This window comes from Robertmurraya kyonggiensis (assembly GCF_005116465.1).
GTDB lineage: Bacteria > Bacillota > Bacilli > Bacillales > Cytobacillaceae > Robertmurraya > Robertmurraya kyonggiensis.
Genome location: NZ_SWBM01000001.1, coordinates 1,606,934 through 1,623,497 on the forward strand (window position 1 = coordinate 1,606,934; position 16,564 = coordinate 1,623,497).

Consider the following 16,564-nt stretch of genomic DNA (forward strand, 5'->3'; position numbering starts at 1 on the left):
GACCTCTTTATCGCTAGAGATCTGGTCTATCCTCAGTCTGTATGCTTTTTATTTCTACCTTTAACAAATCGATAGGCTACATAAGCGACATACAGTGGAGCAGCTATATAAATGAGATATGGAAACTTAACGTACGTGCCACGATAAATCACCACAAGTAAACAGCCAATAAACACCGTCACAATCGTTCCGTATTTCGGTAGAGGTACTTCTTTTAAACTTGGGATTCTGATCCTGCTAATCATTAGAAAGCAAAGCGCCGTATAAACGACCGTCGTAATAATATCTGGAAATTCCCCACCAAATAACGTTAATAGGGCTAGGATACCTCCTGCCGCGGTAATTGGTACCCCTATAAAATAATTCAACGAAGATTTATCAGAGCTAATATTAAAACGGGCTAGTCTATAAGCTCCAAACAACGGAAACAATCCAGCAACAACTAAGCCAATAAGTTCAAATTGATAAAAATATGTATAATACACGAGAAAAGACGGAGCGACACCGAATGAGACAATATCGGCTAACGAATCTAATTCTTTTCCTAATGTGCTATCAGCTTTTAGCATCCTTGCCAGTCGACCATCCATACTATCAAGCATCATCCCAATTAAAATCAGGATAGCAGCATTATTGTATTCGCCATTTGCGGCAAATCCGATCGATAAAAAGCCACAATAAAGATTCCCAAGTGTGAACATATTAGGAATTGATTTAATTATTCTAAGTCGCAAAAAAAGACCACTCCTTTCCATTACTTTTGTGGTTCATATAATTCCCAGGCTAGTTTTATTGATTCAGCAATGTAATCGGCTGTTTCTTCAATTTCCAGATAATCTAAAGATACTCTTGAATGATGAACGGAATAGACTTCCTGCCTTTGATAAAATAAGTCTTCGATTTCCTCTAATGTACGCCCCTGAATCACTGGCCGACTATCAATAATAAGACTAATTCGTTCCTTCCATGACTCCCATGATAAGTCTAAGAAAAAAACAAGGCAGTTTTTCAAACAAACATCTTTAATTTCCTTTTGTAAAAAGGCTCCTCCACCAAGCGAAATGATATTCAACCTTTGTTTGCATAAACGAATAATCATTTCTTTCTCTTTTTTACGAAAAGTTTCTTCTCCTACTGTCTCGAAAATTTTCGTCACAGGCATGCCAAATTCTTTTTCAATTTCTACATCTGTATCATAAAAGTCACGATAGAGTTTTTTCGCGACTCTTCTCCCAATTGTCGTTTTACCTACACCCATGAAGCCAATGAAGACAATACTCTTTTCTCTAAGAGGGATTTCTCTATCTTTCAATTGTTTACACTCCTCACCTAGAGTCGTTTACAACTCATTTTATACCTCTTTGAATGCTAAAACAATACAAAAAACATCCGCCATTCAGCGAATGTTTTGTTGTTCCCTATATTACAAGCAACAAACTTACAGCCATGACAACCATCCCAGCAATCAGTCCATAAATGGAAATATGAGCTTCATCATATTTCTTCGCAGCAGGGAGTAATTCATCAAGAGAAATAAAGACCATGATTCCAGCTACACCAGAAAAGATAATTCCAAATATGATATCATTCAAAAACGGCATCAAAAGGAAATATGCGACAATTGCCCCGATTGGCTCTGCCAGACCTGATAAAAATGAAAGCTTAAAAGCTTTCTTCTTATCTCCTGTTGCAAAATAGATTGGTACAGAAACTGCAATCCCCTCTGGAATGTTGTGAATTGCTATCGCTATCGCTATCGGTATTCCTAATGCTGGGTCCTGCAAAGCTGAAGTGAATGTAGCAATCCCTTCGGGAAAGTTATGAATAGCAATGGCCAATGCAGTAAATGTCCCCATTTTCAAAAGGGTAGAATCTTGGACCGCTTTACTTGAAGCATTCATGTCCTCGACTTTCTTCAGTTCATGTGGATTTCCTTGCTTCGGAATGAATTTATCGATTAAAGCAATTAGAAGCATCCCACCAAAGAAGCCACCAATTGTTGCCCAATTTCCTAATGTTTCATCCAATGCCCCTACTAATGCGACCTTGGCTTTTACAAAAATCTCAATCATAGATACGTAAATCATGACACCTGCAGAAAAACCAAGGGCTAAGGATAAGAATTTAGTGTTTGTCGTTTTTGTAAAAAAAGCTAAGATGCTCCCAATTCCCGTAGCGAGGCCAGCCATTAATGTAAGACCAAATGCCAGCAATAGATTATCAACCATGTTTTAGTTTCTCCTCCTTTGGTGACTATTGCACAGTAAAACATATAAACCGAAAGACCTACCGAACTATCTTCCGAAAATTTATCACAATCCCCATTATCACACTTTAACTATGGATTCACATAAAAAAGTTTACTTTAGTAAACATTTTAACTTATAGGAAACTTGACTTACAACAGAAAAGTATACACTTACGAATATTTTAAGTTATATCTTAAGAAAACATGCGAAAAAGAGTTGTTCTAGGCATCCTTTCTCCAATTAATTCACTTACCTTATGGTCAAAATCTAAAAATAATATTTCTGCTTTTGGGCAAATTAATGATGAGCAATTGCTTTGTGATTGCTCTGAAAAAAAGATGAGCGACCTAGCAATTGCTCAATCCATGCTAGGGAGTGGTGTATCATGGCAAGAAACAAACTATTGGTTCCTGGTTCTGAAAATGTTCTTAACCAAATGAAGGAAGAAATCGCCAACGAGTTTGGAGTGCAGCTTGGTGCAGATACGACCGCGCGTGCGAATGGATCAGTTGGAGGAGAAATGACAAAACGCCTTGTCCGACTTGGTCAGCAACAATTGCAAAATAATCAATAACGAAAGAGGAGGCCCGAATGGGTCTCCTCAAAGTTTATACAGGTTAAATTATTTAATTAGAATTGATTTCTGTGAGCTTCTCATCTTCTCTTCTCTTTTTCAAGTTAAAATACGCATCTAGCGAATCCCTACTAATTTTCAAGTTTGTAGAAGGGTATCCACTACTTCCAGTGTATGCATACGGAACAATGACAGCTATTGCTACCTCCGGATTGTTATATGGTGCATAGCCAACAAAACTTAGGTTAATGACAGAAGGCGGCGCATCGTAATTTTTCCGTTCTGGTCCATCGTAAAATGCTTGAGCTGTCCCTGTCTTTCCTGCTGGCAGATAATCAATTGTCATATTGGTAAAAGCACTTCTTGCAGTACCGGATGTTACGACTTCTCGAAAACCTTTCTGCACAGTTTCCATCCAACCTGGATCTAAATCTAGACGATTTAATATTTTCGGTTGAATTTCTTCGAACACTGGTCCTAATTTTTCATTTTCCATAATTGGTTCGCGAATCTCTTTAACTAAATGAGCTTGAATTCGATTTCCACCATTAGCAATGGTCGATGCATATTGAGCAAGCTGCATTGGTGTATACGTATCATATTGACCAATAGATAAATCGAGTATAAAACCTGGTTTAGATGACTCTCCTTTAAAACCAATCTGCTCGCTTGGTAAATCAATTCCTGTTCTGGTTCCTAATCCAAATTGACTAAAAGAATCTCTAAACGTATCATACGCTTTAAGATTAAGATTCAATGGCTTGTCGTATTCATATCTTCCCCCACCTATTCGAATCGCTGTCTCAAACATGTAGACGTTCGATGATAGACGAAGTGCGCCAACCGGATTTAAGGTACCAAGATTATTACTATAAGAACCTTTTAATGGTGTATCCTTAATTTTCAACGGTCGATCAAGGAAATAGGTGTTTGGTGTGATCGCCCCCGTTTGAAATCCCGTTAAAATCGTGGCACCTTTTACAGAGGACCCTACATTATAGGAAGTATTGATCGTTCCTGCAGCAAAATCTCTCATTTCCATTTGTCCTGTCTTTTCGTTACGTGCATATTGCTTCCCCGCCATCGTCAACACTTCCCCAGTACGCGGATCCATAAGAACAGCAAATGCTCGGTCTAAAAAGCCTGTATTAGGAATCTTTTTAGCGTCTAGTAAATGTTTCTCGATAATTTCCTCCACTGCAAGCTGAAGTTCCATGTCAATCGTTAAGACAAGATCCTTTCCTCTTTGACCTTCTGAAACAACTTCGGTGCTCACAATATTTCCTGCTTTATCGGTGACATTTTTTTCTTTCGCTTTTTGGCCATGAAGAACATCCTCATACTGCGCTTCTAAATAGCTTGTTCCTACTCGATCATTACGGTTATAATCTCTCGCCAAATAGTAATCAAGCTTTTCTTTTGGAATCCCCTCATTCGTATCCGTTACGTTGCCAAGAATCGTTTGGAGTGTGTTGCCAAAGGCATATTTTCTGTCCCAATCGGTGGTTGTATCTACTCCTGGCATATATTGAAGATTTTCACTGACCGATGCAAACTCTTCATCAGTAACGCCTTCATTTTTGACAATTTGCGGAGTCAGCGCATAGCCGCTATTAAAAGCTACATAAATAGCTAATATCTCTAAATCTTCTTCTGTTAATTCCTGAAGCTCCTCTTTAGTTATGCGTTCAAGTGTTAAATCATAGATTTCTTTATCTAATTCTTTTCCCTCAAGCTTATCACCAAGCTGATCTCTTTCTTCTTTACTAACCTTCGCTTTGGCAAGTTTAGGGTTTTCTTTTATCCAATAATCCTGCTTATCTCTCTCTTGAACCTTGTTTGGCTGAAGCTCTATTAATTGAGCAAGTCTTTCGGCAACTTCAAACATTTCCTTTTGACTAGCCCCATAATTAGTATATGTAATGGCATTTTTAGGTGTATTGTCTACAATGACATTGGCATTCCGATCAAACATTCTTCCGCGGGGAACCGAATGACTAATAATGATGTCCTCTGTTTTTTCAATCTCCCTTTTATAATCCTCACCGTGCACAATTTGCACAATCCCTAATCTTAAGACAAGCAAGGAAAACATTAGGAAAACTGCAAAAAATATAATATTTACACGAAAAGGCACATGTGTTTTCTTCTTTTTCTTGTCTCGCTGCACGCTTCACTTCCCCTTTCCAAACGAAATGCTCTATTACTATTAGACCATATATATCTGGAAAAAGTTTCTTTTTTTTCTTAAAAAATATGAAAATTCTCAATTTCATAATATAATAATTTTTACAAAGATATAAAGGGGTTCTAACATGGATTTACAATTTTATCCTTTAGGAGATCAAGCCGTGATTTTGGAGTTAGGGAAAATCATTAATCCAACCATCCACAAGCATGTTCAGCTCGTTTCAAAATATTTAGAAGAATATCCTCCCGATTGGATAATTGAATTTACCCCTGCTTTCACAACTGTAACCGTCTTTTACAATCCGACCGTTCTTTTTTACGAAGAGGTATGTCAGGAATTATCTCACCTGCTTTCAAATATAAGCTGGGACGAACGTGAGAAATATAGAATAATTGAAATACCTGTCTGCTACGGTGGAGAGTTTGGACCAGATCTTATTAATGTGGCAAAAATAAATAATTTAACTATAGATGAAGTTATCCATATTCATACCTCACGTGAATATATCGTCTACATGATTGGTTTTGCTCCTGGCTTTCCTTATCTAGGTGGAATGTCCGAAAAAATCGCTGCACCACGAAAGGAAACTCCGAGACTGAAAATCCCTGCACGCTCAGTTGGGATTGCTGGAATGCAAACGGGAATCTATCCAATTGAAACGCCTGGTGGTTGGCAAATAATCGGTCGGACACCTGTAGATCTTTTTCTACCTAGTAACGAAGTGCCAAGTTTATTAAGAGCTGGAGATAGGGTCCGCTTTACTCCAATCAGCCTGGAGCAATACAAAGAAATGGAGCAAACGCGATCATGATGACGATTATTAAACCGGGCCTTTTTTCAACGATTCAGGATTTAGGCAGATATGGCTATCAAAAGTATGGTGTAGTCGTTAGTGGGGCAATGGATTCTCTTTCTTTTCGGATTGCCAATCTATTAGTTGGGAATGAGGAAAATACACCTGTCATCGAAATGACAATAGTGGGTCCCTCTATTCAGTTTCATAAAGACAGCCTTATTGCGATATGTGGGGGAGACTTATCCCCATCAATAGATGGTTTGCCGGTCTCAATGGGTCGTCCTATTTTTGTTAAAAAAGATAGTACACTGCAATTCGGAAAATGTAAAAATGGCGCTCGTGCTTATTTGGCAGTTTCTGGTGGTATAGTCACCCCATTTGTAATGGGAAGTGCCTCCACTTATGTGAGAGGACAATTGGGAGGGGTGATGGGACGTGTTCTACAGTCAGGAGACCAGCTCACAATTGGCTACTTAAATGAGCTGTCTAAAAAGATACGAGAATATGTACATACCAAGGCGTCTGAAAATTGGTTCGTACCCTTTCTAAAAACGATACACCCCATCGTTCGTTTGCTACAAGGGCGTGAGTTTGATTTATTCACAGATGCAAGTAAAAGCCTTCTAATCAATGAACCCTTCACTATTACAGCAGAAGCGGACAGAATGGGCTATCGTTTAAGTGGACCGAAGTTGATGCAAAAAGAGCATACGGAAATGCTTTCTGCGGCTGTAACGATTGGTACTATCCAAGTAACACCCGATGGTTCCCCGATTATTCTTTTAGCAGACCGACAAACAACGGGAGGATACCCAAAGATCGCTCAAGTTATCTCCATAGATTTACCGCTCCTTGCGCAAATGAAACCTATGGACCAAGTTCGTTTTCAAATGATTACACTTGAAGAAGCACAAGTCCTTTTTAGGAAAACCGAAAAATACATAGCAACCATTAAGCGAGCGATTGAACTCAAATTTAGATAGGAGTAATTCATATGCATGTTATAGATTTAAATTGTGATATGGGAGAGAGTTTTGGCCGATACACGCTTGGGTATGACGAAGAATTAATGAACTACGCGACAAGTATCAATATTGCCTGTGGATTTCATGCTGGAGACCCTCATACAATGAGAAAAACGGTACAGCTTGCTCTCGAAAAAGGCATCGCGATTGGAGCACATCCTGGATTGCCTGATCTAAATGGTTTTGGAAGAAGAGAAATGAACATCTCTCCACAAGAAGCTTATGATCTTGTAATCTATCAAATTGGTGCGCTCAACGCTTTTGTCCAAGCAGAAGGTGGCGTAATGCAGCATGTAAAACCGCACGGTGCTCTTTATAATATGGCTGCTAAGAGCCCTGAACTTTCTGAAGGAATTGCAGAAGCTGTTTATAAAGTAAATCCTAAGCTAATCTTATTTGGTTTAGCTGAGAGTGAGCTCATAAAAGCTGGGAAAAAAATTGGTTTACGAACTGCGAACGAGGCTTTTGCCGATCGGACCTATCAAAGCGATGGTACTTTAACTCCAAGAAGTAAGAAGAATTCTCTTATTCATGATGATCGCACTGCTTTAAAGCAAGTCACTCACATGGTTCTCGAAAGAAAAATAGTTGTTGATGGAAGTGTAATTCCCATACAAGCAGATACCATTTGTCTTCATGGTGATGGCGCACACGCTGTTCAGTTTGCCAAAACCATTTCAGAAGGATTAAGCAATGCCGGGATTACTATTCAGTCTCTTACACATGAATCCCAATAGATGAATATACTATCACAACTCGATTTATGGAGCTGTGATGTCCATGAAAATACCAAAGCTTTTAGCAGGACCTATTATTCGTAGAGTTGAGCCTACGAAAATCTATATTTGGGTAGCGACGAGTGAAGAATATGATATTAGAGCGGAAATGTTTGAGGTACAGAACTTTGAAAGTAACTACCAATATATATCTATACAAGTTACTACAAATATTCAAAGTATTCATTTAGGCAAACGTCTTTTCCATTATCTAATTGAGATTAGTGGCTCTTTCCCAGTTGAAGCTCTAATAGGATATAATCTTCATTTTTCCAATTCAAATGAAAAATTTGATTTTAATAGTCTCGGTTTGCTAGATGTAAATAATCCTGATTCTATAGCCTACACACCGTTAAAGTACCCCACCTTTTTTATCGCGACAAAAAATGAAAAGAAATTATTCGGGTCATGTCGAAAACCACATGGAAAAGGCGAAGATGCACTTGCTGCCGGAGACTTGAAACTAAAGGAAACTTATCTTGATACGAGCGAACGTCCAGGTGCCCTATTTTTAGTCGGTGACCAAATTTATGCGGATGATGTAGCCGATCCGATTTTCCCTTTCATTATTGATTTAGCTCAGGAACTAATCGGATATGAAGAGGATTTAACTATGTTCGAGAGCCGCTTAAAGGAACCTCGTTTTCAGAAAGCTTTGAAACAGGTTCATAGTCGGCAATCTATTATGAAGGATTTTTGCCATTTTACCTCAAGGAATTCACATAATCATCTCATCACATTTGGTGAGTTCGCAGCCATGTATTTGTTAAGCTTGAATCCTGTATTATGGAATAGCACCAATGAAAAGGATATTATGACCTTTGAGGAGTTAGCCATAAAAGGGTATGTGGATGTGACTCAAAAAGACTTTTTGGAGGATCAAACAAATTATGAAGAGCAATTAAAAAATCTTCAACAATTCCAACGAACGCTTCCGCAGGTTCGTAGATTATTAGCGAATATCCCAACCTATATGATGTTTGATGATCATGATGTGACCGATGATTGGAATCTTTCTTATGAGTGGAAAAAGAACGTCGAACATTCCCCTCTAGGTCGGCATGTAATTGCTAATGGACTAGCTGCCTGTTGGGCCTTTCAGTGTTGGGGAAATTCTCCCGATCAATTTGATAACCGTTTTCTGCACAACATCCAATCTTATATGTATTCCTATCAAATTCATTCCACTACGTATGATTCCTGGAAAGAACAGCTACTCACCTTCCAAGAATGGTCCTTTGTAGCACCCACTCATCCAAAAGCATTATTCCTAGATACGCGTACAATGCGTTCATTTGAACCTGCATCTAAACCTACTCCAACTGGGAGGATAATAAAGGAACTCACATCAGGGCCCCAATTAATTGGCCAAGATGGATGGAAAATCATTTCCACACAGTTACAGAACAGTGGTTGGAAAAGTGGTTCCCCTCTTATCCTAGTTTCACCGGCTCCATTCTATGGAATTCGCTTGATTGAGTCATTTTTATTTCAATATGTGTCCCCTTTGACGTTGTTCCAACTCCCTGTAAAAACGGCGTTTGACTTGGAATTTTGGTTCTTTAACGGGAAAGGCTATCATGACTTTCATGAACAAATTTCAAAATGGAATCCTAAACAATGTATCATTCTCTCAGGAGATGCTCATATGGCATCAGCGGTTGAAACAGTTGTTTCCTTCCAAAAAGGGAACAAAAGAAAAATCCAACAATTTACATGTAGTCCAATGAAGAATGATAGCTTCCCCAATTTAACCAATTTCCTTTTACAAGGAATTCATCGATTAAATATATTATTAAACGGGAAGAAAGAACTTCAGCGTTTCTGTGATTCTAACTTTAACGTTATGTTTGAAAACCGCTTTTCTCGGAACAATCCATCTTGCTTATGGAAGGAAATGATTCATTACTTGGCTCTGCCAACTGGTTCGATTGTAGAAACAAAAAACAATTTGGGTTTACTCTCGATGGAACAAGATGAAGCGAGCCTACAACTTCTCCAACTCAAGGACTTACAAGTACAGAAACAGAGATTCAAATAAAAGGTATACTTTACTTTAGATAGTTCGCTAGATATCTAGGGAACTATTTTAATAAAGGCTTTGTCAATGTTCATTGTTGTTTTTTGATTTTCTATAGGTGTGTAGCTACTCAATCGGAGAAATTCCGTTTATTTATAGGGAAATAGGTAAATTTCTTGATTTAGCAGGATTTTTTCCGCTTATTTTCCCATGTAATAAATTCAACACCTACCTTTATAGAAAGTTAGTAGCTATTGACCCTGGTAAAATATGATGAGGTTATTAAATTCATAAAACTCCTAAATAGTGATCTTTAAATTCGCGAACTGTTAGTTGAAGAAGATCATATATGAAAATACAAAAAACGCTCAAAGTGAGCGTTTTTTGCTTGCGATTAATCATCACTACAGAGAATCAAACTTCTCAGGAACAATGGGCTCCTTTCCTATTCCCGCACTTGCCCTTTGCCATAAACAAAGTATTTACTAGAAGTTAATGCCTCTAACCCCATTGGGCCTCTTGCATGAAGCTTCTGAGTACTAATCCCAATCTCTGCTCCGTAGCCAAATTCAAAGCCATCGGTAAAACGAGTAGAAGCATTATGATATACTGCAGCAGCATCAACCTTCATCATAAAAAGGTTTGCATTCTCCACTTTTTCAGTAACAATAGCTTCCGAATGATTCGTTCCGTAAGTGTTGATATGCTTAATAGCTTCCTGAACATCAGAAACAATCCTCACGCTCACCTTAAGTGCCAAGTATTCTGTTGCCCAGTCCTCTTCGGTAGCCCGCTTCGCTTCTCTGAACACCTGCACTACCAGTTCATCTCCATAAATCTCAACCCCACGACTATTTAAGACCTGTAAAAGCTCAATTCCATATTGATGAAACCATTTTTCATGAATCAATACCGTTTCAATTGCATTACATACTGACGGACGTTGGGTCTTTCCGTTGACAACAATTCGCTCAGCCATCTTGTACTCAGCGGTCTCATCAATGAAAACATGACAATTTCCAGCCCCAGTTTCTAAAACAGGTACCGTCGATTCTCGCACAACGGTATCGATGAGATTCTTTCCACCTCTTGGAATCAATACATCTAAATAGTCATTTAACGTAAACAGCTCTTTTGCTGTTTCTCGGCTCGTATCTTCGATTAACTGGACAGAATCGACTGGAAGGTTGGTTTCTGATAGAGCTCCATGAATTGTTTGTACTAGCGCTTTGTTCGAGTAGTAAGCAGAAGAACTCCCCCGCAAAATAACAGCATTTCCTGTTTTCAACGATAATGTAGCTGCATCTACGGTCACATTCGGTCTCGCTTCATAAATCATCCCTACTACCCCGATAGGAACTCGATTTTTTTTGATATGGAGTCCGTTTTCTTTTTTTATCGTTTCTAAATTGTCCCCGATCGGATCCCTTAATTCAACTAAAAGCTGAATCGCAGAAGCCATATCTTCGATTCTTTTTTCGTTCAACATAATACGGTCAAGAATACTTTCAGATAAACCACGATCTCTTCCTGCCTGTAGATCCTTTTCATTTTCTTCGATAATCACGGACTTAGCCATGAGCAATCCGTCTGCAATTTTCAATAAAGCCTGATTCTTCTCTTCTGTGGTGACGCCAACCAGGCTTAAACTCGCGTTCTTGGCCTTCTGTCCCTTTAAAAGAACTTCACTCATATCAATCTCTCCCCTCAAATAATTGAACCCACTGATCTCGGTGAATTACTTCATTTGATGAATAGACTTTTTCTATTTCGAGCTCTGGTTTTCTTTTTCCCATCAGCTTACGAATTTCCTCTGACGAATAGAGAACTTCACCTTTCCCGAGCAATCCATTCCTACCGTACACTTCCACTACATTTCCTTTATCAAATACGCCATCTACCCCATATATCCCTGCTGGTAACAAGCTGCTTCCTTTTGATAAAATGGCATTTTCGGCACCATTATCGATAAAAATTTTCCCTGCTACCGGTGAATGAAGTGATATCCATTGTTTGTTGTTCTTTACAGGGGTTAACAACTTGCTCCCAATATAAGTTCCGTTCCCATTCCCTTCCAATATTCGGAGTAGCTTATCTTCACCTTTTCCTAACCCAATAAACACTTTTACCCCAAGAGAATTTGCCGTTTGCGTAGCTATTAGCTTCGACTTCATACCTCCAGTGCCCACATTTGAGCCAGTACCCTTCGCAAATCCCAGCATTGCTTCTGTTATAGAGTCTAAATAATCAAATCTTTTAGCGTCAGGATTCTCTCGAGGATTTCGATCGTACAGACCATTAATATCTGTCAAAATGATTAGTTGATCTGCATGGATCATTCCACTTACAAGTGCAGACAGCATATCATTGTCTCCGAAGGTGAGCTCTTCAACAGATACAGTATCATTTTCATTGATAATTGGGAGAATCCCTCTTGCCAATAACTCTGAAAGCGTTGAATAAGCATTTCGATAGCGCTCTTTTTTTGAAAAATCATTTCTTGTTAGAAGAATTTGAGCTGGAAGGATCCCAAACGGACTTAGCTCTTTCATATATGACTGAATTAATAAGCTCTGACCAACAGCAGCAGCAGCCTGCTTACCTTTTAAAGTCACAGGACGACTTGGATATCCAAGCTTTGAAAATCCAGCAGCCACCGCTCCTGATGAAACAAGGATGAGTTCATGTCCAGCTTTTCTTGCTGCTGCAATTGCTTGGATATGGTCCATAAACTTTGCTTTATCAATTTCACCCTTTGAATTCGTTAAAGAGCTACTTCCAATTTTGACAACAATGCGCTTTTTATCCATGAATTCCAATTCCTCCATCGTTTTATTCATGATTCCAGAAACATAAAAAAACCCTTTCCATCCTATAAAATAAGGACGAAAAGGGTTGAGCTCTCCGTGGTACCACCTTGCTTGAATGTCGCAACATTCCACTTAACTCATAACGCTGAGCACGCGCCTATGTTTGCATAAGACTCTGAAGGTAGGTTGGGCAGGTTTCTTGTGATGGAATCTTTCAGCTCATAAATTCCACTCTCTAACACTTTCACCGTTGCTTACTAGTCCTTCATTCACGTTCAATTTTTTATATATTATGCCGAGTATCGATATGGAATGTCAAGTTATTTTCATCAAAAGTAAATGCAACTACAAAGTATTTTACCTACTAAAAACACCTATGGATAATATACCCATAGGTGTTCATTCATTTCTTAAAAGGATTCTTCCATTCCATTAGCACAGCATAGTTATGCGATTCAGCATCATCTAAATAGTTTTCAACAATTGTCAGAGGCGTTCTCCCGCATTTTATGAGGAAGGTAATGACCGGATCCTTTATCTCACCTTTTACAACTTCATTCACATATTGCTCAGCACTCAAACTCTCTGCAAATTTATGGTATCCAGGCATTCTCCCTCCACCAAGTAAACGGTCGAGTTCCTTTTGAATAACAAGATGATACATCGCCTGCATCATGAGTTTCCCTAACCCTAGCTTTCGATATTTCGGACGTACACTTATATCGACAATATAGAGAGTATTCCCATCAGGCTGATGATTACGAATATAGCCGCTATCGGTCACATCCTCCCAAGTATGCTGTGGATGATTGGGATCAAAATGAACTAATAACCCTGTCAAAGACCCCGCTAACTCTCCATCGATTTCCATACAGAGCGCACCCTCTGGAAAAAGAGTCGTATGATTCGTTAACTGTTCTTTATTCCACCACAATTCTGAAGGAAATGGTGGCGGAAAGCATTCCGCTTGAATTTGAATGAGTTCATCAAAGTCGTTCGTATTGTAGTTTCGAATAACCGCTGGCAGTGGCTTTCCGTCATCAAATACATAAAACTCACTTTGATAAGCCATTGACTTCATCCTTTTCCCAGTCAACATAAAGGTCTGTACGACGATCACGCCAAGTGGTAACAGCCCCTCTTTCACGAACCTCATACAATAATTCTAAATCTAAATCTGCCGTAACGATCATGTCGTTATTCAATTCACCTTCGACCATAATGCCTTTTGGCGGGAAGGGAATATCGTTTGGCGTGAGTACCGCTGCTTGCCCAAAATTGGCTCTCATAAAATCAACGGTCGGCAATGCACCAACTGTACCAGTCAACACAACATAGACTTGATTTTCAATCGTTCTTGCATGACTTGTATAACGGACACGGTGGAAGCCATGACGATCATCTGTACATGAAGGACAGAAAATCACATCTGCACCTTTTGCTTTTGCCATCCGAACTATCTCAGGAAACTCAATGTCATAGCAAGTAAGGATCGCAATTCTTCCCTTATCTGTATCAAACACATTTAAGGAATCCCCAGCTGACATATTCCATTCTTCCACTTCTGTTGGAGTGATATGGAGCTTTGCTTGCTCAGCCACTCTTCCATCTGGATAAAAAAGATGAGCTACATTGTAGAGCTTTCCATTTCGCTCTAAAACATGCGTTCCGCCAATGATATGGATATCGTTTGTTTGCGCTAGTTCAATGAATAGGTTTCGATATTGCTCAGTAAAGCCTGGTAAATCATTGATAGATAGAGGGGAACCATTTTCATCCCCAATAGAAAGAAGCTGAGTTGTAAAAAATTCTGGAAATAAAACAAATTCTGCACCAAATTCCTGAGCTGTTTTCACATAATGAATACATTGATTCGCAAACTCTTCAAAGGATTCAATCGTATGGAGATGGTATTGAACAGCAGAAACACGAAGCTTCATTAGGTATTCCCCCTTTAAAAATTATTTAACTTTGTTGATATTGAACGCTATGAAGATTAGCAAAAATGCCACCACGGCGAATCAATTCGTCATGACCACCTTCTTCAGCAATACCTTCTTCCGTTACAACAACAATGCGATCTGCATTGCGAATAGTTGCTAATCGGTGTGCAATAATCAATGTCGTTCTATTTTTAGCAAGTTCATTAAGTGCCTTTTGAATAATAAGTTCTGTTTCTGTATCTAAAGCTGATGTTGCTTCATCAAGAATTAGAATTGGAGGGTTTTTCAAGAACATACGGGCAATCGCTAGTCTTTGTTTTTGACCACCAGAAAGCTTCAAGCCACGTTCCCCGATTTCAGTTTCATAGCCATCAGGTAAAGACTGGATAAAATCTTCTAAATGGGCACGACGTGCTGCCTCAACAATTTCCTCGTCCGTTGCATCAAGTTTTCCGTAAGCGATATTCTCTTTAACAGTACCGGTAAAGAGAAAGACATCTTGTTGTACGATTCCGATATTATGGCGAAGTGATTCCTTCGTCATTTCTCGGATATCAATCCCGTCGATTTTGATGCTCCCTTCATTAACATCATAAAAGCGTGGAATAAGGGAACAAATCGTTGTTTTTCCAGCTCCAGAAGGACCAACAAAGGCGATAGTTTTTCCAGCTTCGATAGATAAATTTACTCCATCGAGTACCTTTTTATTATGGTCATAAGCGAAGCCAACATTCTCTAGAACGATATCTCCTCTTAATGCTCCCACTTCAATAGCATCTTCTTGATCTTGAACCTCAGGAACTGAATCAATTAGTTCCGTAAATCGCTTAAAACCAGCCATTCCTTTTGGATATAACTCCATAAGTGCACTAATTTTATCAATTGGTTTAAAGAGTACATTCACGTAAAGGACAAAACCAACTAACTCTCCATAGGAAAGAATACCTTTGAAGCTTAACCATGCACCATAGACAAGCACAACCAAAATAAAAAGACGAGTCATCATGTACATTCCTGATGATGTATAGGACATAATTTTATAAGCTGCGAGCTTCGCAAGACGAAATTTTTGATTGTTCGTTGTGAATCTAGAAATCTCATATTTTTCATTTGTAAAAGACTGAACAACACGGACACCAGATACTGAATCCTCTACTCGCGCATTGATGTCAGCAATTACACCATACATTCTTTTCCATGCTTTGTTCATATGAATATTGCAGTAAGTAATTAACCAAATAAGAAACGGAACGACAAGAAACGTCACAAGTGCTAATTGAACGTTAACTGTAAGCATGATCCAAAATGCACCGACAAAGGTCATAACAGCGATAAAAGCATCTTCTGGTCCATGATGGGCCAATTCGCCAATATCAAACAAATCATTTGTCACACGGCTCATAATATGACCAGTTTTCGTATTATCAAAAAATCGGAATGATTGCTTTTGAACATGTTGGAACAATTGCTGACGCATATCTGTTTCAATATTGATTCCTAGTTTATGGCCCCAGTAATTCACGATATATTGTAAAAACATACTTAGTAAATACATCGCTAGTAATGCAATACTGACTGAGACAATCATCGACCAATTTTCATCAGGCAAGAGGTCGTCAATAAACCATTGGACAGCTAATGGAAAAGCAAGTTCCAACAAAGCTACAACGATCGCACTACTAAAATCAAGGGTAAATAATTTTTTATGCGGTTTATAATAAGAAAAAAAACGGCGAATCATATAAGTAGTCCTCTCTCATGTCAGTTTTTAGGGTTACGAATTAAAATCTACTAACCTATATAATATACGATGAAGAAACCAAAAGTAAATGAAGGAGTATCAAGGAATCTTCAATTATTATACATTAACAACATCCAATAGTTGGAAAAATAACGATTATTTGTAAGAAATTTCTGATATAATGAAGATGAGGTGATTTCAATGATATGGTTACTCATTATTTTTGGTGGAGTCATTGCCTTGGCTTCGCTTATTGACCGAAAGAACAAAAAAATTCATCACAATTCTCATGATCCAGCACTTCATTCATTTGCTAACCTGAGTGAAAGTCAAAATTTCACAATGGAGAGTCATCATCATTTTGATGGTGGTGGCGGTAGCTATGATGGTGGTGGTGGTGGCTGTGATTGAACAAGATTAAATAGAGAGTTTGGATCTA

At 38.6% G+C, this 16,564-nt stretch carries 15 protein-coding genes; 6 read left to right on the forward strand and 9 right to left on the reverse strand.

Annotated features, from left to right (window positions below; translation table 11 throughout):
• Positions 1-32 precede the first annotated feature (32 nt).
• From pssA to zupT, 3 genes are all read right to left on the reverse strand, one after another.
• Positions 33-755, reverse strand: a complete 723-nt coding sequence (gene pssA / locus FA727_RS08040; RefSeq protein WP_136830387.1) for a CDP-diacylglycerol--serine O-phosphatidyltransferase — start codon at positions 753-755, stop codon at positions 33-35.
• On the reverse strand, positions 755-1,258 hold the full coding sequence (locus FA727_RS08045; protein ID WP_438646625.1) for a shikimate kinase: 504 nt from the start codon (positions 1,256-1,258) through the stop codon (positions 755-757). The genes pssA and FA727_RS08045 overlap by 1 nt, the downstream gene beginning before the upstream one ends.
• Positions 1,259-1,418: 160 nt before the next feature.
• Positions 1,419-2,228, reverse strand: coding sequence for a zinc transporter ZupT (zupT, locus tag FA727_RS08050; protein WP_136830389.1), 810 nt, complete (start codon positions 2,226-2,228; stop codon positions 1,419-1,421).
• 406 nt (positions 2,229-2,634) lie between these two features.
• Here zupT and FA727_RS08055 point away from each other — a divergent pair, with 406 nt between their 5' ends.
• Entirely contained in the window at positions 2,635-2,823 is a 189-nt protein-coding gene (locus FA727_RS08055; RefSeq protein WP_136830390.1) for an alpha/beta-type small acid-soluble spore protein, read from the forward strand.
• A gap of 52 nt (positions 2,824-2,875) precedes the next feature.
• On the opposite strand, the gene FA727_RS08060 is transcribed toward FA727_RS08055, so the two are convergent.
• A complete protein-coding gene (locus tag FA727_RS08060) occupies positions 2,876-4,918 on the reverse strand; it encodes a peptidoglycan D,D-transpeptidase FtsI family protein (protein ID WP_136831043.1) in 2,043 nt (680 codons plus the stop codon).
• Positions 4,919-5,138: 220 nt separating this feature from the next.
• Between FA727_RS08060 and pxpB the strand changes: the two genes are divergently transcribed.
• Genes pxpB through FA727_RS08080 form a run of 4 tightly spaced genes read left to right on the forward strand, consistent with a single transcriptional unit; the run spans position 5,139 to position 9,652 of the window.
• A complete protein-coding gene (gene pxpB / locus FA727_RS08065) occupies positions 5,139-5,825 on the forward strand; it encodes a 5-oxoprolinase subunit PxpB (RefSeq protein ID WP_136830391.1) in 687 nt (228 codons plus the stop codon).
• Positions 5,822-6,793: a 5-oxoprolinase subunit C family protein gene (locus FA727_RS08070; RefSeq protein WP_136830392.1), complete on the forward strand. Its 972-nt coding sequence runs from the start codon at positions 5,822-5,824 to the stop codon at positions 6,791-6,793. Before pxpB ends, FA727_RS08070 begins: the two co-directional genes overlap by 4 nt.
• An 11-nt stretch (positions 6,794-6,804) precedes the next feature.
• The gene (locus tag FA727_RS08075; protein ID WP_136830393.1) at positions 6,805-7,572 is read left to right on the forward strand and encodes a LamB/YcsF family protein; all 768 of its coding nucleotides are present in this window, start codon (positions 6,805-6,807) and stop codon (positions 7,570-7,572) included.
• 43 nt (positions 7,573-7,615) lie between these two features.
• Complete coding sequence (locus FA727_RS08080; protein ID WP_136830394.1) at positions 7,616-9,652, forward strand: metallophosphoesterase family protein; 2,037 nt, start codon at positions 7,616-7,618, stop codon at positions 9,650-9,652.
• A 424-nt stretch (positions 9,653-10,076) separates the two neighbouring features.
• Here FA727_RS08080 and FA727_RS08085 read toward each other — a convergent pair whose 3' ends face one another.
• The 5 genes from FA727_RS08085 to FA727_RS08105 all read right to left on the reverse strand — a co-directional run bounded on the left by FA727_RS08085 (position 10,077) and on the right by FA727_RS08105 (position 16,125).
• Positions 10,077-11,324 carry a glutamate-5-semialdehyde dehydrogenase gene (locus FA727_RS08085; protein ID WP_136830395.1) on the reverse strand — a complete coding sequence of 416 codons (1,248 nt, stop codon included), beginning with the start codon at positions 11,322-11,324 and terminating at the stop codon, positions 10,077-10,079.
• Position 11,325: 1 nt separating this feature from the next.
• The gene (gene proB / locus FA727_RS08090) at positions 11,326-12,441 is read right to left on the reverse strand and encodes a glutamate 5-kinase (RefSeq protein ID WP_136830396.1); all 1,116 of its coding nucleotides are present in this window, start codon (positions 12,439-12,441) and stop codon (positions 11,326-11,328) included.
• A 403-nt stretch (positions 12,442-12,844) separates the two neighbouring features.
• A complete protein-coding gene (locus FA727_RS08095) occupies positions 12,845-13,513 on the reverse strand; it encodes a GNAT family N-acetyltransferase (RefSeq protein ID WP_136830397.1) in 669 nt (222 codons plus the stop codon).
• Positions 13,497-14,381: a carbon-nitrogen hydrolase family protein gene (locus FA727_RS08100; RefSeq protein ID WP_136830398.1), complete on the reverse strand. Its 885-nt coding sequence runs from the start codon at positions 14,379-14,381 to the stop codon at positions 13,497-13,499. The genes FA727_RS08095 and FA727_RS08100 overlap by 17 nt, the downstream gene beginning before the upstream one ends.
• Positions 14,382-14,406: 25 nt before the next feature.
• The gene (locus tag FA727_RS08105) at positions 14,407-16,125 is read right to left on the reverse strand and encodes an ABC transporter ATP-binding protein (protein WP_136830399.1); all 1,719 of its coding nucleotides are present in this window, start codon (positions 16,123-16,125) and stop codon (positions 14,407-14,409) included.
• A gap of 201 nt (positions 16,126-16,326) precedes the next feature.
• Here FA727_RS08105 and FA727_RS08110 point away from each other — a divergent pair, with 201 nt between their 5' ends.
• Complete coding sequence (locus tag FA727_RS08110) at positions 16,327-16,536, forward strand: hypothetical protein (protein WP_136830400.1); 210 nt, start codon at positions 16,327-16,329, stop codon at positions 16,534-16,536.
• Positions 16,537-16,564 lie beyond the last annotated feature (28 nt).

Bases quoted from the DNA above. Each gene is read 5' to 3' on its own strand.
- FA727_RS08095 (WP_136830397.1), bottom strand. From the start codon at position 13,513: ATGGCTTATCAAAGTGAGTTTTATGTATTTGATGACGGAAAGCCACTG.
- FA727_RS08060 (WP_136831043.1), bottom strand. From the start codon at position 4,918: ATGTTTTCCTTGCTTGTCTTAAGATTAGGGATTGTGCAAATTGTGCAC.
- FA727_RS08080 (WP_136830394.1), top strand. From the start codon at position 7,616: ATGAAAATACCAAAGCTTTTAGCAGGACCTATTATTCGTAGAGTTGAG.
- zupT (WP_136830389.1), bottom strand. From the start codon at position 2,228: ATGGTTGATAATCTATTGCTGGCATTTGGTCTTACATTAATGGCTGGC.
- FA727_RS08055 (WP_136830390.1), top strand. From the start codon at position 2,635: ATGGCAAGAAACAAACTATTGGTTCCTGGTTCTGAAAATGTTCTTAAC.
- pxpB (WP_136830391.1), top strand. From the start codon at position 5,139: ATGGATTTACAATTTTATCCTTTAGGAGATCAAGCCGTGATTTTGGAG.
- FA727_RS08085 (WP_136830395.1), bottom strand. From the start codon at position 11,324: ATGAGTGAAGTTCTTTTAAAGGGACAGAAGGCCAAGAACGCGAGTTTA.
- FA727_RS08110 (WP_136830400.1), top strand. From the start codon at position 16,327: ATGATATGGTTACTCATTATTTTTGGTGGAGTCATTGCCTTGGCTTCG.
- proB (WP_136830396.1), bottom strand. From the start codon at position 12,441: ATGGATAAAAAGCGCATTGTTGTCAAAATTGGAAGTAGCTCTTTAACG.
- FA727_RS08045 (WP_438646625.1), bottom strand. From the start codon at position 1,258: ATGGGTGTAGGTAAAACGACAATTGGGAGAAGAGTCGCGAAAAAACTC.
- FA727_RS08075 (WP_136830393.1), top strand. From the start codon at position 6,805: ATGCATGTTATAGATTTAAATTGTGATATGGGAGAGAGTTTTGGCCGA.
- FA727_RS08105 (WP_136830399.1), bottom strand. From the start codon at position 16,125: ATGATTCGCCGTTTTTTTTCTTATTATAAACCGCATAAAAAATTATTT.
- FA727_RS08070 (WP_136830392.1), top strand. From the start codon at position 5,822: ATGATGACGATTATTAAACCGGGCCTTTTTTCAACGATTCAGGATTTA.
- pssA (WP_136830387.1), bottom strand. From the start codon at position 755: ATGGAAAGGAGTGGTCTTTTTTTGCGACTTAGAATAATTAAATCAATT.
- FA727_RS08100 (WP_136830398.1), bottom strand. From the start codon at position 14,381: ATGAAGCTTCGTGTTTCTGCTGTTCAATACCATCTCCATACGATTGAA.